The sequence below is a fragment of the Pseudomonas sp. GW704-F2 genome (assembly GCF_059423025.1).
In genome coordinates, this window is sequence record NZ_JBWKXO010000007.1 from 30,368 (window position 1) to 46,774 (window position 16,407).

Below are 16,407 nucleotides of genomic sequence, written 5' to 3' on the forward strand. Positions count from 1 at the left end.
ACGCCCGGAAATGCTTGATTTGAGTAGGCACAGCCTTTGCTGTTAAATAGGCAGCGTGTCGCTGCCGTTATTTTCTTCGGCCAGCGCATAGGCTGATACCCGCGCACGTGCCCAACGCCTCCCATTGTTCAGAAGCGAACCGTGCCAGTCAGCTCTTCCTTGTGATCCGTCTTAACGTGAGTTAATCAAAATGTTGAAAATCGTCCACCTGCTAACGGGCGTTGCAGCTTTGCTGCTGTCCTTTATCCCGAGCCTGCAGCCTGAAAGCCTGCCCTACCTGCAACAACATGACGCTCTGTACCTGGCCTTGTTCGGCCTTCTTAACCTGACGCTGGCGCCAGTGATCCCTTACTGGAACAAAGGCACGCGTCATCAACTGCAAAACCTGGTCAGCGCGCTGCTGGTGCTGACTGTTGTCGTACAAACCCTCACCCTCCTGGCACCCATGCCTGAAGTCGGCGGCCACCCGGCCATCCTGCTCAGCCTGGTGATTGCGCTGGTCGCCATTGTTCTTCACCTGGCCATCAGCTTCTACCGTTCGTCCCCTGCGGCCGCGTCGCAAAACTACGACATGACCAATCGGGATACCGGGACCGTAAAGTGGTTCAACACGTCCAAGGGCTTCGGCTTTATTTCCCGCGATTCGGGCGACGATATCTTCGTCCACTTCCGGGCCATCCGTGGCGAAGGCCATCGCGTCCTGGTCGAAGGCCAGCGTGTGGAATTCTCCGTCATGAACCGCGACAAAGGCCTGCAAGCCGAAGATGTGATCGCCGCGTTGCCGCGTCGCTGATTCCAAGCCAGGCAAAAAAACCGCGATCCGGCACAAGCTGGATCGCGGTTTTTTATTGCGCGGCTATTAATAGTGAGGCGGCGGCGCTTCTTCTTCGGACGACTCGAACTGGCCGCCCATTTCTTCCTGGCGCTTGAGCAGCGCGGTCATCTGCAGCTGCAGGCGTTCGACCGCCCGCTGTTGGGTGACCAGGATGTCGTTGAGGGTTTCGATGGTGTCGTCCTGAAAGGCCAGGCGGCTTTCCAGGTCGGTCACGCGGTCTTGCAGATCCATGGTTCAGTCCTGGCTAAAGATGAAGTCGGCAGGTGACAGCTCGCGCAACCGCGCACGGATCGCTGCCACCTGTTCTTCAGTATACGGCCGGGCCGGATGCTTGCCCCAGACCGGCGCAGGCCAGGCCATGTCATCGCGCTTGCGCACGATCACATGCACATGCAACTGGCTGACAACGTTCCCCAGCGCGCCGATATTCATCTTGTCGGCGCCGAAACCTTCACTCAGCAATTGCGCAAGGGTTGTCGTTTCATTCCACAGTTTTTGTTGATCTATGACAGACAATTGAAAAACTTCGCTGATACCGTTTATGCGCGGTACCAGAATGAACCAAGGGTAATTCGAGTCATTGGACAGCAGCAGGCGGCACAACGGGAAGTCCCCGATGGTCAGTGTGTCTTGTTGCAGGCGTTGATCTAAGGCGAACACCGCGGGCACTCCGTTCGGCAGGTCAGATTCTGGCGCCCAGCATACCTTCGAACGCCGGCGGCTTCACTTCGAATACAGACGCCAACGCGCATCCCGATAAAAAACCTGCCCCTTTTCGAGGCAGGCGAATAATTGAGCTACGCTGAATCGGGACTCATCGGAGTGCACCAAAATGACCCACTTGTGCTTCAAAGAGATCCGCCAAGTACCCACCCATGAGGGTGAACCGGTAACGTTTCGCGCTGATACAGGATTCATGCACCACCGAATCAACGGAATGCATGGCCGTCAAGGACAAACTGAACGGCTTGAGAGGCCCGTGTTTATGCGGTTTTTACACTGCAGTGAGGCTTTTCACGAAAAAATGACATTCAGTTACCGGTTTGGGCGCGCTTGTTGCATTCACACCCACATCGTCGGCAACGGCACCCATCGGGAAGCGGGTGTTTCGCGATAAGAACACTAGCGAGTCAATGTGTATCAAGGATGCATTCAAACTTAGAAAAGGGTTTGAAAACAGCATTGAAGTTGTCAGTTCGGTAACATTCGGACTGTGAATTTGCGACATGGACCTAGCAATTCACGACAGCCTCGTAAAGAAGCTGAAAGGAAAGATGGGTAAGTATCGTCATTAGAGTCAGCGTGATATAACTTTACGCGGACACAAAAAAAGAAAGAGCCGCCCAGATAAAAATACAGGTGGGACGGCAGTACTCTTCCTAAAACCAAAGGAGCAAATCACGATGCGCGTGATGAAGTGGAGCATGATCGCCCTGGCTGTTTCAGCAGGCACCTCGCAGTTCGCAATGGCGTCTGCCCAAGACGATGCCAAGGGCTTCGTTGAAGACAGCACTTTCAGTATCAATACCCGTGCGCTGTATTTCAGCCGCGACTTCCGCAACGAGCCACTCGGTGGCTACGATAAGGTCAACGGCAAGAACAAGAGCCGCGCCGAAGAAACCGGTCTGGGCTTCAATGCCCTGTACGAATCAGGCTTCACCCAAGGCACCATCGGTGTCGGTGTTGACGTGATCGGCCTGATGGGCGTTAAGCTCGACAGCGGCAAGGGTCGCGCCGGTACCGGTTTGTTCCCAAGTGGTTCTGATGGTCGCTCGCAAGACGATTACTCTAAAGGCGGCGCGGCGGTTAAGTTCCGCCTCTCCAATACCGTTCTGAAAATCGGCGACCAGTACACTACCGCTCCTGTGTTCGCCTCTGACGACAGCCGTTTGCTGCCAGAGCTGCCACAAGGTATCTCGCTCACCAGTAACGAGATCAAGGGCCTGAAACTGGAAGGCGGTCACTTCACCTCCAGCGTCGCGCAGAACCAGACCTACCATGACAGCCTGGGCCTGACGAAGACCGACTTTGTCGGCGGCGTCTACTCCTTCACCCCAGAGTTCACCGGCAGCCTGTACTACGCGAAAACCGAAGATTACTTCCGCAAGTACTACAGCAACCTGAACTGGACCCATGCGCTGAGCGAGGATCAATCCTTCGCACTGGACTTCAATATCTACGACACGAAAAGTGACGGTGAAGGCAAGCAACGCGCTTACTACGACAAAACCACCAAGCTTGATAACCGTGCATTCAGCTTGCAAGGTGCGTACACCATCGGCGCTCACACCTTCACCCTGGCAGCCCAGAAGGTTACCGGCGACGGCGACTACGGCTACGGCGTAGACGGAGGCGGCACGGTTTTCCTGGCTAACTCCATTGCCCGTTCCGACTTCAACGCCGAAGGTGAGAAGTCCTACCAGGCACGTTACGACATCAACATGGCACCCTTCGGCATTCCTGGCCTGAGCTTCATGACTCGTTACGTAACCGGTAGCGGCGCGAAAACCGCCACCACGTCGAACGGTAAAGAGTGGGAACGCGACATCGAAGCCAAGTACGTGATCCAGAGCGGCCCAGCGAAAGACCTGAGCCTGCGTGTACGCCAAGCGACTTATCGCTCGGCTGACGGCGTGTACTACGGTTCGCCGTCGATCGACGAACTGCGTCTGATCGCGAATTATCCGTTGAACATCTTGTAATTAGCTGTTTGATTACAACGATGACTTAAGGCTCCGGCCTTAAATTAAAAGCCGCTCCCCTGCATGCAAGGGAGCGGCTTTTTTATTGCAGTATTATTTCATCAGCAAAATAACTAGCAAGCTAACTAACGAGATTGACGCGCCCGCACTAAACCTGACCTTTCAGCCAAGTTGAGTGCCAGTGTTTCCCATTACTTCGCCGCTGTTTCCTGCATCACCCGAATAACCCGCTGCGGAAATGGAATATCGATCCCCGCCGCTTTCAAGCGATCACGCGCCAGTTCATTGAACATGAACATCACGTCCCAATAATCCGCCGTCTTGGTCCAGCACCGCAAAGACACTGTGATCGAACTGTCGCCCAAGGTCGAAACCACGGCCACTGCCGCCGGGTCAGCCAATACACGCGGGTCTTTTGCCAGTTCCAGCAACACTTCGCGGGCTTTCTGCAGGTCGGCCTCGTAGTCCACCCCCACATCAAACACCACCTTGCGGGTAGGCTGACGGTTGGTGTTGGTGATGATGCCGTTGGAGAGGATGCCGTTCGGCACGATCACGGTCTTGTTGTCGCCGGTGCGCAGCACGGTGTGGAAGATCTGGATGCTGTCGACGGTACCGGACGTACCTTGGGCTTCGATCCAGTCGCCGATGCGGAACGGGCGGAACAACAGAATCAGCACGCCGCCGGCGAAGTTGGCCAGGCTACCCTGCAAGGCCAGGCCGATGGCCAGGGTCGCGGCACCGATGGCGGCGACGAACGAGGTGGTTTCCACGCCGATCATCGAGGCCACGCTGACGATCAGCATGACCTTCAGCACGATGTTCGCCAGGCTGGTGATGAAGTGCTGCAGCGCCAGGTCCGCGTTACGGATGGCCAGCAAACGCCCCACTCTGTGGGTCAGGCGGTTGATCAGCCACCAGCCGATGGCCAGGGTAATCACGGCGAGCAATACCCGGCTGCCGTATTCCATGATCATCGGGATCCACGACTGGGAGGTCTTGATCAGGTGATCCACTTCAGCGTTCAAATCCATCTACATTCTCCTGTTTGCCGGATGTACGGCGTTTTTTGTGCCCACTAACGCAATTGAGCCCCGAAGGGCTCAATGGCAGGCGCAGGTTCTGGGGCGTGGGACGTCAAAAACGGCCGCAGGTTCCCCAAAGTGCCATCAGTCGCGGAAGTTATTGAACTGCAGCGGCATCTCGAAGGTCTTGGCGCGCAGGGCAGCGATGGCCTCTTGCAGGTCGTCACGTTTCTTGCCGGTGACGCGCACCTGCTCACCCTGGATGGCGGCCTGGACTTTCAGCTTGGCGTCCTTGATATGCGCCACGATCTTCTTCGCCAGTTCCTTGTCGATGCCTTCCTTGAGGACGGCTTCCTGCTTCATCAGCTTGCCGGACGCGTAGGCATCCTTGACTTCAAGGCACTGCACGTCGATCTTGCGCTTGACCAGGGCGAGCTTGAGGATCTCGATCATCGCTTCCAGCTGGAAATCGGCTTCAGCGGTCAGGTTGACGGTCAGTTCCTTTTCCTTGAATTCGAAACTGCCCTTGCCTTTCAAGTCATAGCGACGGTCCAGTTCCTTGACGGCGTTCTCGACGGCGTTGGTGACTTCGTGTTTGTCCAGTTCGGATACCACGTCGAACGAAGGCATGTCATTTCTCCAATATAAGGGGCGGGCTCAGTAGAGATGGAGCGCGCCCAAGCTAAAATGCCGGGGCATTATAGCGGTTCTTTCGCCCCATTCGCTGTGAGCGACCCTACGGAGCACAAACTGATGTCGACCACCTGGCATATTCTCGGCGCCGGCAGCCTCGGCACGCTGTGGGCCACCCGCCTGGCCCGCGCCGGCCTGCCGGTGAAGTTGATCCTGCGCGATGCGGCACGCCTGGCCAGCTATCAGGCGGCCGACGGGCTGACCCTGGTGGAGCACGGCGTAGCGCACACTTACCCGGTACTCGGCGAAACGCCTGACAGCCCTGAGCCGATCCATCGCCTGCTGGTGGCGTGCAAAGCCTACGACGCCCAAAGCGCCGTCGCACACCTGCAATCGCGTCTCGCGCCCGGCGTCGAATTGATCCTGCTGCAGAACGGCCTGGGCAGCCAGGACGCCGTCGCCGCGCAATATCCCCAGGCCCGCTGCATTTTTGCCTCCAGCACCGAAGGCGCGTTTCGCGACGGCGATTGGCGCGTGGTGTTTGCCGGCCACGGCTACACCTGGCTGGGGGACGCCAGTCACCCCACGGCCCCGGTGTGGCTGGACGACTTGCGCGCCGCCGGCATCCCTCACGAATGGAGCAGCGACATTCTTACGCGCCTGTGGCGCAAGCTCGCACTCAATTGCGCCATCAACCCGCTGACCGTGCTGTACCAATGCCGCAATGGCGGCCTGCAAGCCCATCAGTGTGAAGTCGCAACCTTGTGCGCCGAACTCACCGAGCTACTGCAATGCTGCGGCCAGCCGGCAGCGGCGCAAGACCTGCAGACGGAAGTGGAACGGGTGATCCAGGCCACGGCGGCCAATTACTCTTCGATGTACCAGGACGTGGCCAGCGCGCGGCGCACCGAAATCAGCTACCTGCTGGGCTACGCCTGCCAGGCCGCCGCTCGGCATCGGCTGACGCTGCCGCATCTGCAACAGGTGTACACGCGCCTCGTCGACCAGCTGGTTGCACGCGGATTGCCCCGCGACTGAGGCACGCGCTACCCTGCCCACTCGTCTATTACCTGTGAAACCCCTGATGCCACTGCGCCAGCGTCTTGAAAACCTACCGGTAGGGCAGAAACTGCTGGCCGCCCTGCTGGTGCTGCTGACCACTGTGTTACTGGTGGCCAACCTGACTTTTATCAGCGCCGCTTACTGGATCTCCCAGGAGAGCATGGCACCCCAGGCGCTGCAGGCGATTGGCCGGCTGGTGTCCAACCCGGCGCTTGCCGCCGAAGCCCTTGAGTCTCCGGCCAAGGCCGACGCCCTGCTCAATGAGCTGACCAGCTATTCGCCGCTGCGCGCAGCCGCGTTGTACGACGCCGAGGGCAACCGCCTGGCGCAGATGCAACACGGCGACCGCCTGCACCTGCCGGGCAACTACCGGGATATCGAAGCCTGGCGCCTCACCGAGTTTCGCAGTAACCAAGTCATCACCCTGCCCCGCCCCGGCCAGCCTTCCGGGCATTTGTTGCTGGTGGCCAGCAGTGAGCTACCGGTGGCGTTCTATACCGGCACACTGACGGCGAGCCTGGGCATCCTAATTTTCAGCGTGCTGCTGTGGCTGGTCATCGCCCGGCAGATCAAGCGCCTGATCACCCGGCCGATCCATGAGCTGGAAGAGCTGTCGCGCCAGGTCACCCGCGAAGAGAACTACGCCCTGCGCGCCGGCCGTGGCAACCATGACGAGATCGGCAGCCTGGCAGAAGCCTTCAACACCATGCTGTCGCGCATCGAGGCCCGCGAGCAGCAGCTCAAGCGCGCGCGCGATGAGTCCCAGGCGGCTTACGACCAGGCACAGGGCCTGGCCGAAGAAACCCGCCATACCAACCGCAAACTGGAGCTGGAAGTCCAGGTGCGCAGCAAGATTGAGAAAAAACTCACCGGTTTCCAGAACTATCTCAACAGCATCATCGACTCGATGCCCTCGGCGCTGATCGCCCTGGATGAACAGCTCTATGTCACCCAGTGGAACCAGGAAGCCACCGCACTTTCCGGCACGCGCCTGGATGAAGCGCTGAACCAGCCGATCTACCTCGCTTTCCAGCCGCTCAAACCCTACCTGCCGCAGATCAAGGCCACGGTCGAGCAACACACGGTGGAGCGCATCGAGCGTGTCACCTGGGTCAAGGACGATGAATCCAAGCATTACGCCCTGACGTTCTATCCACTGATGGGCGGCGCCGGGCGCGGTGTGGTGATCCGGATCGATGACATCACCCAGCGCCTGTCCCTGGAAGAAATGATGGTGCAGTCGGAGAAGATGCTCTCCGTCGGCGGCCTTGCTGCGGGTATGGCCCATGAAATCAACAACCCGCTGGGGGCGATCCTGCATAACGTGCAGAACATCCGCCGCCGGCTGTCCCCCGACCTGCCCAAGAACCTGGAACACGCCGAACAAGTGGGCATCGAACTGCAGACGGTCAACCGCTACCTGCAAAGCCGCGAAGTCCCACAATTGCTCGACGGTATCCAGCAGGCCGGCGCGCGGGCGGCGAAAATCGTCACCCACATGCTCAGTTTCAGCCGGCGCAGCAATCGGCAGATGGCACCGTGTGATTTGCCGGCGCTGATCGACCAGGCGGTGGAAATCGCCGGCAACGACTTTGACCTGGCGATCGGCTTCGACTTCAAGGGCCAGGCGATCATCCGCCAGTTCGACCCGCAGCTCGGCCCGGTGCCCGGCACCGCCAACGAGTTGGAACAGGTGCTGCTCAACCTGCTGAAAAACGCGGCGCAGGCCATTCACCAGCGCGAAGACGACCGCGAGCCGGGGCGCATCATCCTGCGCACCCGCCTCAACCCGCCCTGGGCGGAGATCCAGGTCGAAGACAACGGCATCGGCATGAGCGAGAACGTGCGCAAACGCACCTTCGAGCCATTCTTCACCACCAAGGAAATCGGCCAGGGCACCGGGCTGGGGTTGTCGGTGTCGTACTTCATCATCACCAATAACCACAAAGGGCAGATGGAAGTGCATTCCACCCCGGGCCAAGGCACCTGCTTCACGTTGCGCCTGCCCCTGGCCGGCAGCCAATTGTCCCCCGCTGAACTTACCCAACTGGAGCACTGATCATGGGCTTTCGCCTGTCGAAGATTTACACCGGTACCGGCGACCAGGGTGAAACCGGGCTCGGCGACGGTCGCCGCGTGCCCAAGGACCACCCGCGGGTGGAAGCCATCGGCGAAGTCGACACGTTGAACAGTCAGCTGGGCTTGTTGCTGGCCGGCCTTGAAGAGCAAAGCGGCAAGCATCCGCATCTGAAGGATGTGATCGAAGTGCTGACGCCTTGCCAGCATCGTCTGTTCGACCTCGGCGGCGAGCTGGCGATGCCGGTGTACAAAGCGCTGAACGCGGCGGAGGTGAATCGGCTGGAGGCAGCGATTGATCGCTGGAACGAAGAGGTCGGGTCGCTGGAGAACTTCATCTTGCCCGGTGGCTCAGCGCTGATCGCCCAGGCCCACGTGTGCCGCAGCGCAGCACGCAGTGCCGAGCGCCGCTGTCAGCACCTGAATGCGGTTGAACCGTTGGAGGGGGTGGCTTTGGCGTATATCAACCGGCTGTCGGATTTGCTGTTTGTGGCGGCGCGGGTGATTGCCAAGCGCCAGGGTGTGGCGGAGATTTTGTGGCAGGCGGCGGCCAAACCCCACTGATTATCAGGTGTCTGGTCTGGCGCCATCGCGGGCAAGCCCACTCCCACATTTGGATTTGTGAACACCTTCCAATGTGGGAGTGGGCTTGCCCGCGATGAGGCCAGCAAACGCTAGATCAATCTTGCGGCCAGAACGCCCGAATCCCTGCCACACCTTGGGCGCCGACATCCCATGCCTGCTCGCGCTCAGCAGGCCCAACGCCACCCAACAGATACACCGGCTTGCTGAACCCGCGGATCAGCTCTGCCGCCTGTTCCCAACCCAACGGTTGGGCATCGGGATGGGTCTGGGTCGGCTGCACCGGCGACAGCGTGACAAAATCCACGTCCATCAATTCCGCCAGCGCCAGTTCCTCGGCGTTATGGCAAGACGCCGCCAACCAGCGATCCTTCGGCAGCGGTCGGCCCTTGCTTGCGTATTTGCGCAGTTGTGCCGAGGTCATGTGCCAACCGGCCGCGGGAAAATCCCCCAGCCATTCGAACGGGCCCTTGAGCATCAGTTGCGCCTTGCCGGCACACAGGCCCACGGCGTCTACCGCCAGGTCACGGTACTTGGGGTCGTAACCGTTAGGGGCGCGCAGTTGCACCAGCTTGATGCCGCCCGCGATGGCTTTCTGGATACCGCGCAACAGCGGCGCGGTTTCCAACTCGCCCGGTGTGATCAGGTAGTCGCCGGGCAACCGTGCGGCGGCAACGATCGGCGCATTGGCCGCCGGGAACTCATAGTTGAGCAGGTCACGCGCCGCGACCCATTCCAGGGGTTGACCTTCGGCGCCGTGTGGCTCGCCGGTAAAGGCCGAGACTTCCCAGACATCCAGCAACACCTGCTTATCCGGGTAATCATGCTGCACCTTGATCAACGGTCGCGCCATGGTGACCTGGATGCCCAGCTCTTCCTGCAACTCGCGGGACAGCGCCGTGGCGACCGACTCGTCGGCCTCCACCTTGCCGCCGGGAAACTCCCAGAGGCCGCCCTGATGCTGAGTATCGGCGCGGCGCGCCAGCAGGATTCTGCCGTCGACGCCGCGGATCACCGCTGCTGCTACATGCACTCGTTTCACCGCGTTTATCCTCCGGGCTTCAGGTACGGTATTCCGCGTTGATCTTCACGTACTCGTGGGACAGGTCCGTGGTCCAGATGGTTTCGCTGCACTCGCCGCGACCCAGCTCGATGCGGATGGTGATTTCTTCCTGCTGCATCACCGCCGAACCCTGGGCTTCGGTGTAGCTCTCGGCGCGGGCGCCACGGCTGGCGATGCACACGTCACCGAGGAACACGTCGATCTTGCTCACGTCCAGGTCCGGCACGCCGGCACGGCCGACGGCGGCGAGGATACGGCCCCAGTTCGGGTCGGAGGCGAACAACGCGGTCTTGATCAGCGGCGAGTGCGCCACGGTGTAACCGACATCCAGGCATTCCTGGTGGTTGCCGCCGCCGTTGACTTCAACCGTGACGAACTTGGTGGCGCCCTCGCCGTCACGCACGATGGCCTGGGCCACATCCATGCACACTTCGAACACCGCTTGCTTCAACGCGGCGAACAGCGGGCCGCTGGTGGAGGTGATTTCGGGCAGGTTGGCCTGGCCGGTAGCGATCAGCATGCAGCAATCGTTGGTGGAGGTGTCGCCGTCGATGGTGATGCGGTTGAACGACTTGTTGGCGCCGTCCAGCATCAAGCGCTGCAGCACGTCGCGGGAGACTTTGGCGTCGGTGGCGATGTAGCCAAGCATGGTGGCCATGTTCGGGCGGATCATGCCCGCGCCCTTGCTGATGCCGGTGACGGTGATGGTCACGCCGTCATGCACAAACTGACGGCTCGCGCCCTTGGGCAAGGTGTCGGTGGTCATGATGCCGGTGGCGGCGGCCGCCCAGTTATCCACAGACAGGTCATCCAGCGCGGCTTGCAGGGCGCCTTCGATTTTTTCCACCGGCAGCGGCTCACCGATCACTCCAGTGGAGTACGGCAGCACCTGGCTGGCGTCGACGCCGGCCAGTTGTGCCAGTTTGGCGCAGGTCCGCGCGGCGGCGACCAGGCCAGGCTCGCCGGTGCCGGCGTTGGCATTGCCGGTGTTGGTCAGCAGGTAACGAATCGGACCGGCCACGCGCTGCTTGGCCAGGATCACCGGCGCGGCGCAGAAGGCGTTGAGGGTGAACACACCGGCGACGGTCGAGCCTTCAGCACAGCGCATCACCACGACATCCTTGCGCCCCGGGCGTTTGATGCCGGCCGAAGCGATACCGAGTTCAAAACCGGCAACCGGGTGCAATGTGGGCAAAGGACCAAGACCAACAGCCATGAATGCGCTCCTTAAAAATAGATGATGTCTGTGCCGTCGCGTTCGACGGTGGGAATTAATGGCAAAACGCCGCGACGGCTGATGCCGGTCGCGGCGCGGGGTGTTGCAGCGTCAGGCGAAAATCTTAGTTGATTTCGCCGTGGCAGTGTTTGAACTTCTTGCCCGAACCGCACCAGCACAGCTCGTTACGGCCCAGCTTCTGCTCGTTGCGCACTGGAGTCTGAGCCAGGGCCACATCGACCTCTTCGCCCAAGACCTCAGGCGCCTCAAGACCTGGCGCTTCCTCATGCTGGAACTGCATGCGCGCCGCCAGTGCCTCGGCTTCCTCACGCAGGCGCGCTTCTTCCTCGACCGGGTCTTCGCGACGCACCTGAACGTGGGACAGCACGCGAATCGAATCGCGCTTGATCGAATCCAGCAGTTCGGAGAACAGCGTGAACGACTCGCGCTTGTACTCCTGCTTCGGGTTCTTCTGGGCGTAGCCACGCAAGTGGATACCGTGACGCAGGTGATCCATGGTCGACAGGTGGTCTTTCCACAGGTCGTCCAGCACGCGCAGTACGATTTGTTTCTCGAAGGTGCGCAGCGCTTCGGCACTCGCCTGCTCTTCTTTCTCGTTGTACGCGGCCAGCAGCTCGGTCATCAGCTTCTCGCGCAGGGTTTCTTCGTACAGGTGATCGTCTTCGTCCAGCCACTGCTGAACCGGCAAGTCGACACCGAAGTCGCTCTTCAACGCGGCTTCCAGGCCGGCAACATCCCATTGTTCTGGCAGGGACTGTGGCGGAATGTGTGCGCTGACGGTAGCGTTGAGCACGTCCTGACGGAAATCGGCGATGGTCTCGCCAATGTTGTCGGCGGCCAGCAACGTGTTACGCATGTGATAGATCACTTTACGCTGTTCGTTGTTGACGTCATCGAACTCGAGCAGTTGCTTACGAATGTCGAAGTTGCGGCCTTCGACCTTGCGCTGGGCCTTCTCGATGGCGTTGGTCACCATGCGGTGCTCGATCGCCTCACCGGACTGCATGCCCAGGGCTTTCATGAAGTTCTTCACCCGATCCGAGGCGAAGATACGCATCAGGCTGTCTTCCAGGGACAGGTAGAAACGGCTGGAACCGGCGTCACCCTGACGACCGGCACGCCCACGCAACTGGTTGTCGATACGGCGCGATTCGTGACGCTCGGACGCGATCACCTGCAGGCCGCCGGACTCCAGCACCGCCTGGTGGCGTTTCTGCCAGTCGGCTTTGATCTGGGCGATCTGCTCGGGAGTCGGGTTGTCCAGGGAAGCCACTTCCACTTCCCAGTTGCCGCCCAACAGGATGTCGGTACCACGACCGGCCATGTTGGTAGCGATGGTCAGCGCGCCGGGGCGACCGGCCTGGGCGATGATCTCGGCTTCTTTTTCGTGGAACTTGGCGTTGAGGACCTTGTGCTCGATGCCTTCCTTGTTGAGCAGGTTGGACACGTGCTCAGACGTTTCGATCGTCGCGGTACCCACCAGGATCGGACGCCCCTGGGCCATGCCGTCCTTGATGTCGTTGATGATCGCCGCGTATTTCTCTTCGGCGGTCAGGAACACCAGGTCGTTGAAGTCTTTACGCGCCAGCGGCTTGTTCGGCGGGATGACCACAACCGACAGACCGTAGATCTGGTGGAATTCGAACGCTTCGGTGTCGGCCGTACCGGTCATGCCGGACAGTTTGTTGTACAGACGGAAGTAGTTCTGGAAGGTGGTGGAAGCCAACGTCTGGCTTTCGGCCTGGATGTTGAGCACTTCCTTGGCTTCGATGGCCTGGTGCAGGCCTTCGGACAGACGACGACCCGGCATGGTACGCCCGGTGTGTTCGTCAACCAGGACGACCTGGCCGTCCTGGACGATGTATTCGACGTTGCGATGGAACAGCTTGTGCGCGCGCAGACCGGCATACACGTGGGTCAGCAGGCCCAGGTTGTGGGCCGAGTACAGGCTTTCGCCCTCGGCCAGCAGGCCGATCTGGGTCAGCATGTCTTCGACGAACTGGTGACCGGCTTCGTTGAGTTCGACCTGACGGGTCTTCTCGTCGATGGTGAAGTGACCTTCTTTGGTCACCACGCCTTCCACTTCCTCGATGTGCTGCTCCAGGCGCGGGATCAACTTGTTGATCTCGGTGTACAGGCGCGAGCTGTCTTCGGCCTGGCCGGAGATGATCAGCGGGGTACGGGCTTCGTCGATGAGGATGGAGTCGACTTCGTCGATCACGGCAAAGTTGAGTTCGCGCTGGAATTTTTCTTCCATGCTGAACGCCATGTTGTCGCGCAGGTAGTCGAAACCGAATTCGTTGTTGGTGCCGTAGGTGATGTCGGCAGCGTAGGCCGCACGCTTCTCTTCCGGCGGCTGGAACGGCGTCACGACGCCGACGGTCAGGCCGAGGAATTCATACAGCGGGCGCATCCAGTTGGCGTCACGGCGGGCCAGGTAGTCGTTCACCGTCACAACGTGCACGCCCTTGCCGGACAGCGCGTTGAGGTAAACACCCAGGGTCGCCACCAGGGTCTTGCCTTCACCGGTACGCATTTCGGCAATCATGCCTTCATGCAAGGTCATGCCGCCGATCAGCTGGACGTCGAAGTGGCGCATGCCCATGACACGCTTACCGGCTTCACGGGCGATCGCGAAGGCTTCGGGAAGCAACTTGTCGAGGGTTTCACCTTTGGCTATGCGGGCCTTGAACTCTTCGGTCTTGGCGCGCAATTGCTCGTCCGAAAGGGCAACCATCTGCTCTTCGAAGGCATTGACCAGCTGCACCGTCTTGAGCATGCGTTTGACTTCGCGCTCATTCTTGCTTCCAAAAAGTTTCTTTAACAAAGGCGCAAACATATCGGCAGGTTCTTCCACACATAGGGATGGAGGGCGCACCGTGAGTGGCCCGAGCGGCCCTCACGGGCGCATGCGAACGCGCATTCTACCCGGAATCGTGGGTGAGGAAAGTGGCGTTGTTCCCCAATGCAGGCATGAGCCCGTGAGAGGGCCCATTTAAAATAAGGGCTTTTACCGGAACTTCAACCCATGGAGTGCATTGATTTCGCAGATAAAGCCCCGCCAATGCATTGCCTGGGGGTCCACAGGCGCTTTCTGCTAAGATGGCGGCTCTGTTACTTAAGGTGTCTGATCATGGCGTTTCGCCCTCTTACAGCCCGCGCGCCCAGCGTGTTGCTTCGCGAAGCCAAGCCGTTGAAAGCCATCTTCAGCCATGCGCAACGCCTGGGCCACCTGCAACGCCTGGTTGAAAGCCAATTGCAACCGGCAGCGCGGGAACATTGCCATGTCGCCTCGTGGCGCGAGGGCAACCTGCTGCTTATTGTCACAGACGGCCATTGGGCGACACGCTTGCGCTATCAGCAAAAACGCTTGCAGCGACAATTAATGGCGTTTGACGAGTTTGCCAGCCTGACGCGTATCCAATTCAAGGTGCAACCGCCGACCGTTCCGCAAGGCGCGGCGGGGCACACCATGGATTTATCGGCGAATGCGGCCGAAACCATTCAGGCAACGGCCGACGGCATCAGCGATCCGGGTTTACGCGCGGCGCTGGAACGCCTCGCCGCGCACGCCAAGCCCAAAGCCTGATCGGCTATCTACGCTTGCTGCCGCCCAGCAACGACCCCAGCAAGCCCCGCACCAATTGGCGCCCCACCTGATTGGCGGCCTGTTGCATGGCTGACTTGAGCGCCTTGCCGGCCGCAGTCCCGAGGAATGCCCCGGCTCTGTCGGTAAAGCTCGGTTCTTCGCTCACCGGCTTGGCTTCTTCGGCTTCGGCCGGGCCCAACGCCTTGCGCGCCATCAGCACTTCATAGGCCGATTCGCGGTCAATCGGCTTGTCATAGCGGCCCTGCAACGGCGAACTGGCAATCAGGGCGGCGCGTTCGGCGTCGCTGAGCGGGCCGATCCGCGATTGCGGTGGCGCGACCAGAACGCGCTGGACGACTTCCGGCGTGCCCTTTTCCTGCAAAGTGCCCACCAGTGCTTCACCGGTGCCCAGCTCTGTCAGGACCGACAACGCATCAAATGTCGGATTGGGCCGAAAACCGTCCGCCACCGCGCGCAGTGATTTCTGCTCTTTGGTGGTGAATGCGCGCAGGCCATGCTGGATACGCAAGCCAAGTTGCGCCAACACGCTGTCAGGCAAGTCCCCGGGCGATTGCGTGACGAAATACACACCCACACCTTTCGAGCGAATCAACCGCACCACCTGTTCGAGGCGGTCCTGCAAGGCCTTGGGCGTATCGGCAAACAATAAGTGCGCTTCGTCGAAAAACAGCGCCAGCAGCGGTTTATCGGCATCGCCGCGTTCGGGCAACTGCTCGAACAGTTCAGCCAGCAGCCATAAAAGGAAGGTTGCGTACACCTTGGGGGCTTCGTGGACCAGGCGGCTGGCGTCGAGCAGGTGGATACGCCCGCGACCATCGCTGGTGGGGTGCAAAATATCCTCGAGCTGCAGCGCCGGCTCGCCGAACAACGCTTCCGCGCCCTGCTGCTCCAACACCGCCAGGCGCCGCAACAGCGCCTGGCTGGAGCCGGTGGTCATCAGCGCCGCATCTTCACCCAGCAGTTCCGGGTGGTAGCGCAAGTGATTGAGCAGCGCCTTGAGGTCCTTCAAATCCAGCAGTAACAGGCCTTCGCGGTCCGCTACCTTGAAGGCGGCATACAACGCTGACTGCTGGCTGTCGGTGAGCTCCAGCAGGCTGCCGAGCAGCAACGGCCCCATTTCACTGATGGTGGTACGCAATGGATGACCGGACTGACCGTGAATATCCCACAGCGTGACCGGATACGCCTTGGCCGTGTAATTCAGGAAAGGCATGCCGGCGATGCGCTCGGCCACCTTGCCCTGGGGGTTGGCCGCAGCGCCGAGACCACAAAGGTCGCCCTTGATATCCGCGGCGAATACCGCCACGCCCGCATCGCTGAACGCTTCTGCCAGGCGTTGCAGGGTGACGGTCTTGCCAGTGCCCGTGGCACCGGCAACCAACCCGTGACGATTGGCCAGGCGCATGGCCTGGGCGATGGGCTGGCCATCGAGGCCGGCGCCGATAAGGAGTTGCGTGGAGTCAGGCATTTCGTCACCTATGGTTAATCTTTCGTGCCGCAAGGTCGATACACATCAATGTAAGACCCACAAAGTCTAAAAACAGATCAGACAGCTCCTACAGGGACCTCACAGGGCTATCGC

14 protein-coding genes are annotated in these 16,407 nt (G+C 60.3%); 6 read left to right on the forward strand and 8 right to left on the reverse strand.

Going from position 1 to position 16,407, the window contains the following annotated elements; genetic code table 11:
* Window positions 1-190: 190 nt before the first annotated feature.
* Window positions 191-793, forward strand: coding sequence for a cold-shock protein (locus AC07W0_RS07940; RefSeq protein WP_010566142.1), 603 nt, complete (start codon window positions 191-193; stop codon window positions 791-793).
* A 66-nt stretch (window positions 794-859) separates the two neighbouring features.
* Here AC07W0_RS07940 and AC07W0_RS07945 read toward each other — a convergent pair whose 3' ends face one another.
* Together AC07W0_RS07945 and AC07W0_RS07950 are read right to left on the reverse strand one after the other, a co-directional pair.
* Complete coding sequence (locus AC07W0_RS07945; protein WP_017847119.1) at window positions 860-1,066, reverse strand: SlyX family protein; 207 nt, start codon at window positions 1,064-1,066, stop codon at window positions 860-862.
* 3 nt (window positions 1,067-1,069) lie between these two features.
* Window positions 1,070-1,495: an HIT domain-containing protein gene (locus AC07W0_RS07950; protein ID WP_046382253.1), complete on the reverse strand. Its 426-nt coding sequence runs from the start codon at window positions 1,493-1,495 to the stop codon at window positions 1,070-1,072.
* A 743-nt stretch (window positions 1,496-2,238) separates the two neighbouring features.
* On the opposite strand from AC07W0_RS07950, the gene AC07W0_RS07955 reads away from it, so the two are divergent.
* Window positions 2,239-3,537, forward strand: coding sequence for an OprD family porin (locus tag AC07W0_RS07955; RefSeq protein ID WP_102617336.1), 1,299 nt, complete (start codon window positions 2,239-2,241; stop codon window positions 3,535-3,537).
* 191 nt (window positions 3,538-3,728) lie between these two features.
* On the opposite strand, the gene AC07W0_RS07960 is transcribed toward AC07W0_RS07955, so the two are convergent.
* On the reverse strand, window positions 3,729-4,571 hold the full coding sequence (locus AC07W0_RS07960; RefSeq protein WP_017847116.1) for a mechanosensitive ion channel family protein: 843 nt from the start codon (window positions 4,569-4,571) through the stop codon (window positions 3,729-3,731).
* Window positions 4,572-4,706: 135 nt separating this feature from the next.
* Entirely contained in the window at window positions 4,707-5,192 is a 486-nt protein-coding gene (locus AC07W0_RS07965) for a YajQ family cyclic di-GMP-binding protein (RefSeq protein ID WP_017847115.1), read from the reverse strand.
* A 123-nt stretch (window positions 5,193-5,315) separates the two neighbouring features.
* Between AC07W0_RS07965 and AC07W0_RS07970 the strand changes: the two genes are divergently transcribed.
* From AC07W0_RS07970 to AC07W0_RS07980, 3 genes are read left to right on the forward strand one after another with little or no spacing between them, the layout of a single operon-like run.
* On the forward strand, window positions 5,316-6,233 hold the full coding sequence (locus tag AC07W0_RS07970) for a putative 2-dehydropantoate 2-reductase (RefSeq protein WP_046490063.1): 918 nt from the start codon (window positions 5,316-5,318) through the stop codon (window positions 6,231-6,233).
* Window positions 6,234-6,279: 46 nt separating this feature from the next.
* Complete coding sequence (locus AC07W0_RS07975) at window positions 6,280-8,316, forward strand: sensor histidine kinase (protein WP_102617345.1); 2,037 nt, start codon at window positions 6,280-6,282, stop codon at window positions 8,314-8,316.
* Between the two features lie 2 nt (window positions 8,317-8,318).
* A complete protein-coding gene (locus AC07W0_RS07980; RefSeq protein WP_102617335.1) occupies window positions 8,319-8,897 on the forward strand; it encodes a cob(I)yrinic acid a,c-diamide adenosyltransferase in 579 nt (192 codons plus the stop codon).
* Window positions 8,898-9,012: 115 nt separating this feature from the next.
* Here the strand turns inward: AC07W0_RS07980 and AC07W0_RS07985 are convergent, their stop codons facing one another.
* The 3 genes from AC07W0_RS07985 to secA all read right to left on the reverse strand — a co-directional run bounded on the left by AC07W0_RS07985 (window position 9,013) and on the right by secA (window position 14,054).
* Window positions 9,013-9,957, reverse strand: coding sequence for a Nudix family hydrolase (locus tag AC07W0_RS07985; protein ID WP_102617334.1), 945 nt, complete (start codon window positions 9,955-9,957; stop codon window positions 9,013-9,015).
* Between the two features lie 19 nt (window positions 9,958-9,976).
* On the reverse strand, window positions 9,977-11,194 hold the full coding sequence (argJ, locus tag AC07W0_RS07990; protein WP_026140046.1) for a bifunctional glutamate N-acetyltransferase/amino-acid acetyltransferase ArgJ: 1,218 nt from the start codon (window positions 11,192-11,194) through the stop codon (window positions 9,977-9,979).
* 124 nt (window positions 11,195-11,318) lie between these two features.
* Window positions 11,319-14,054: a preprotein translocase subunit SecA gene (gene secA, locus AC07W0_RS07995; protein WP_102617333.1), complete on the reverse strand. Its 2,736-nt coding sequence runs from the start codon at window positions 14,052-14,054 to the stop codon at window positions 11,319-11,321.
* A 294-nt stretch (window positions 14,055-14,348) separates the two neighbouring features.
* Here secA and AC07W0_RS08000 point away from each other — a divergent pair, with 294 nt between their 5' ends.
* Window positions 14,349-14,804 carry a DUF721 domain-containing protein gene (locus AC07W0_RS08000; RefSeq protein WP_017847108.1) on the forward strand — a complete coding sequence of 152 codons (456 nt, stop codon included), beginning with the start codon at window positions 14,349-14,351 and terminating at the stop codon, window positions 14,802-14,804.
* Window positions 14,805-14,808: 4 nt separating this feature from the next.
* On the opposite strand, the gene AC07W0_RS08005 is transcribed toward AC07W0_RS08000, so the two are convergent.
* The gene (locus AC07W0_RS08005) at window positions 14,809-16,293 is read right to left on the reverse strand and encodes a helicase HerA-like domain-containing protein (RefSeq protein WP_102617332.1); all 1,485 of its coding nucleotides are present in this window, start codon (window positions 16,291-16,293) and stop codon (window positions 14,809-14,811) included.
* Between the last annotated feature and the right edge of the window lie 114 nt (window positions 16,294-16,407).

What these genes read in the sequence shown, in the direction of transcription:
- AC07W0_RS08005 (WP_102617332.1), bottom strand. Translation starts at nt 16,293, where the DNA reads ATGCCTGACTCCACGCAACTCCTTATCGGCGCCGGCCTCGATGGCCAG.
- AC07W0_RS07945 (WP_017847119.1), bottom strand. Translation starts at nt 1,066, where the DNA reads ATGGATCTGCAAGACCGCGTGACCGACCTGGAAAGCCGCCTGGCCTTT.
- AC07W0_RS07965 (WP_017847115.1), bottom strand. Translation starts at nt 5,192, where the DNA reads ATGCCTTCGTTCGACGTGGTATCCGAACTGGACAAACACGAAGTCACC.
- AC07W0_RS07970 (WP_046490063.1), top strand. Translation starts at nt 5,316, where the DNA reads ATGTCGACCACCTGGCATATTCTCGGCGCCGGCAGCCTCGGCACGCTG.
- AC07W0_RS07975 (WP_102617345.1), top strand. Translation starts at nt 6,280, where the DNA reads ATGCCACTGCGCCAGCGTCTTGAAAACCTACCGGTAGGGCAGAAACTG.
- AC07W0_RS08000 (WP_017847108.1), top strand. Translation starts at nt 14,349, where the DNA reads ATGGCGTTTCGCCCTCTTACAGCCCGCGCGCCCAGCGTGTTGCTTCGC.
- argJ (WP_026140046.1), bottom strand. Translation starts at nt 11,194, where the DNA reads ATGGCTGTTGGTCTTGGTCCTTTGCCCACATTGCACCCGGTTGCCGGT.
- AC07W0_RS07955 (WP_102617336.1), top strand. Translation starts at nt 2,239, where the DNA reads ATGCGCGTGATGAAGTGGAGCATGATCGCCCTGGCTGTTTCAGCAGGC.
- AC07W0_RS07980 (WP_102617335.1), top strand. Translation starts at nt 8,319, where the DNA reads ATGGGCTTTCGCCTGTCGAAGATTTACACCGGTACCGGCGACCAGGGT.
- AC07W0_RS07940 (WP_010566142.1), top strand. Translation starts at nt 191, where the DNA reads ATGTTGAAAATCGTCCACCTGCTAACGGGCGTTGCAGCTTTGCTGCTG.
- AC07W0_RS07960 (WP_017847116.1), bottom strand. Translation starts at nt 4,571, where the DNA reads ATGGATTTGAACGCTGAAGTGGATCACCTGATCAAGACCTCCCAGTCG.
- secA (WP_102617333.1), bottom strand. Translation starts at nt 14,054, where the DNA reads ATGTTTGCGCCTTTGTTAAAGAAACTTTTTGGAAGCAAGAATGAGCGC.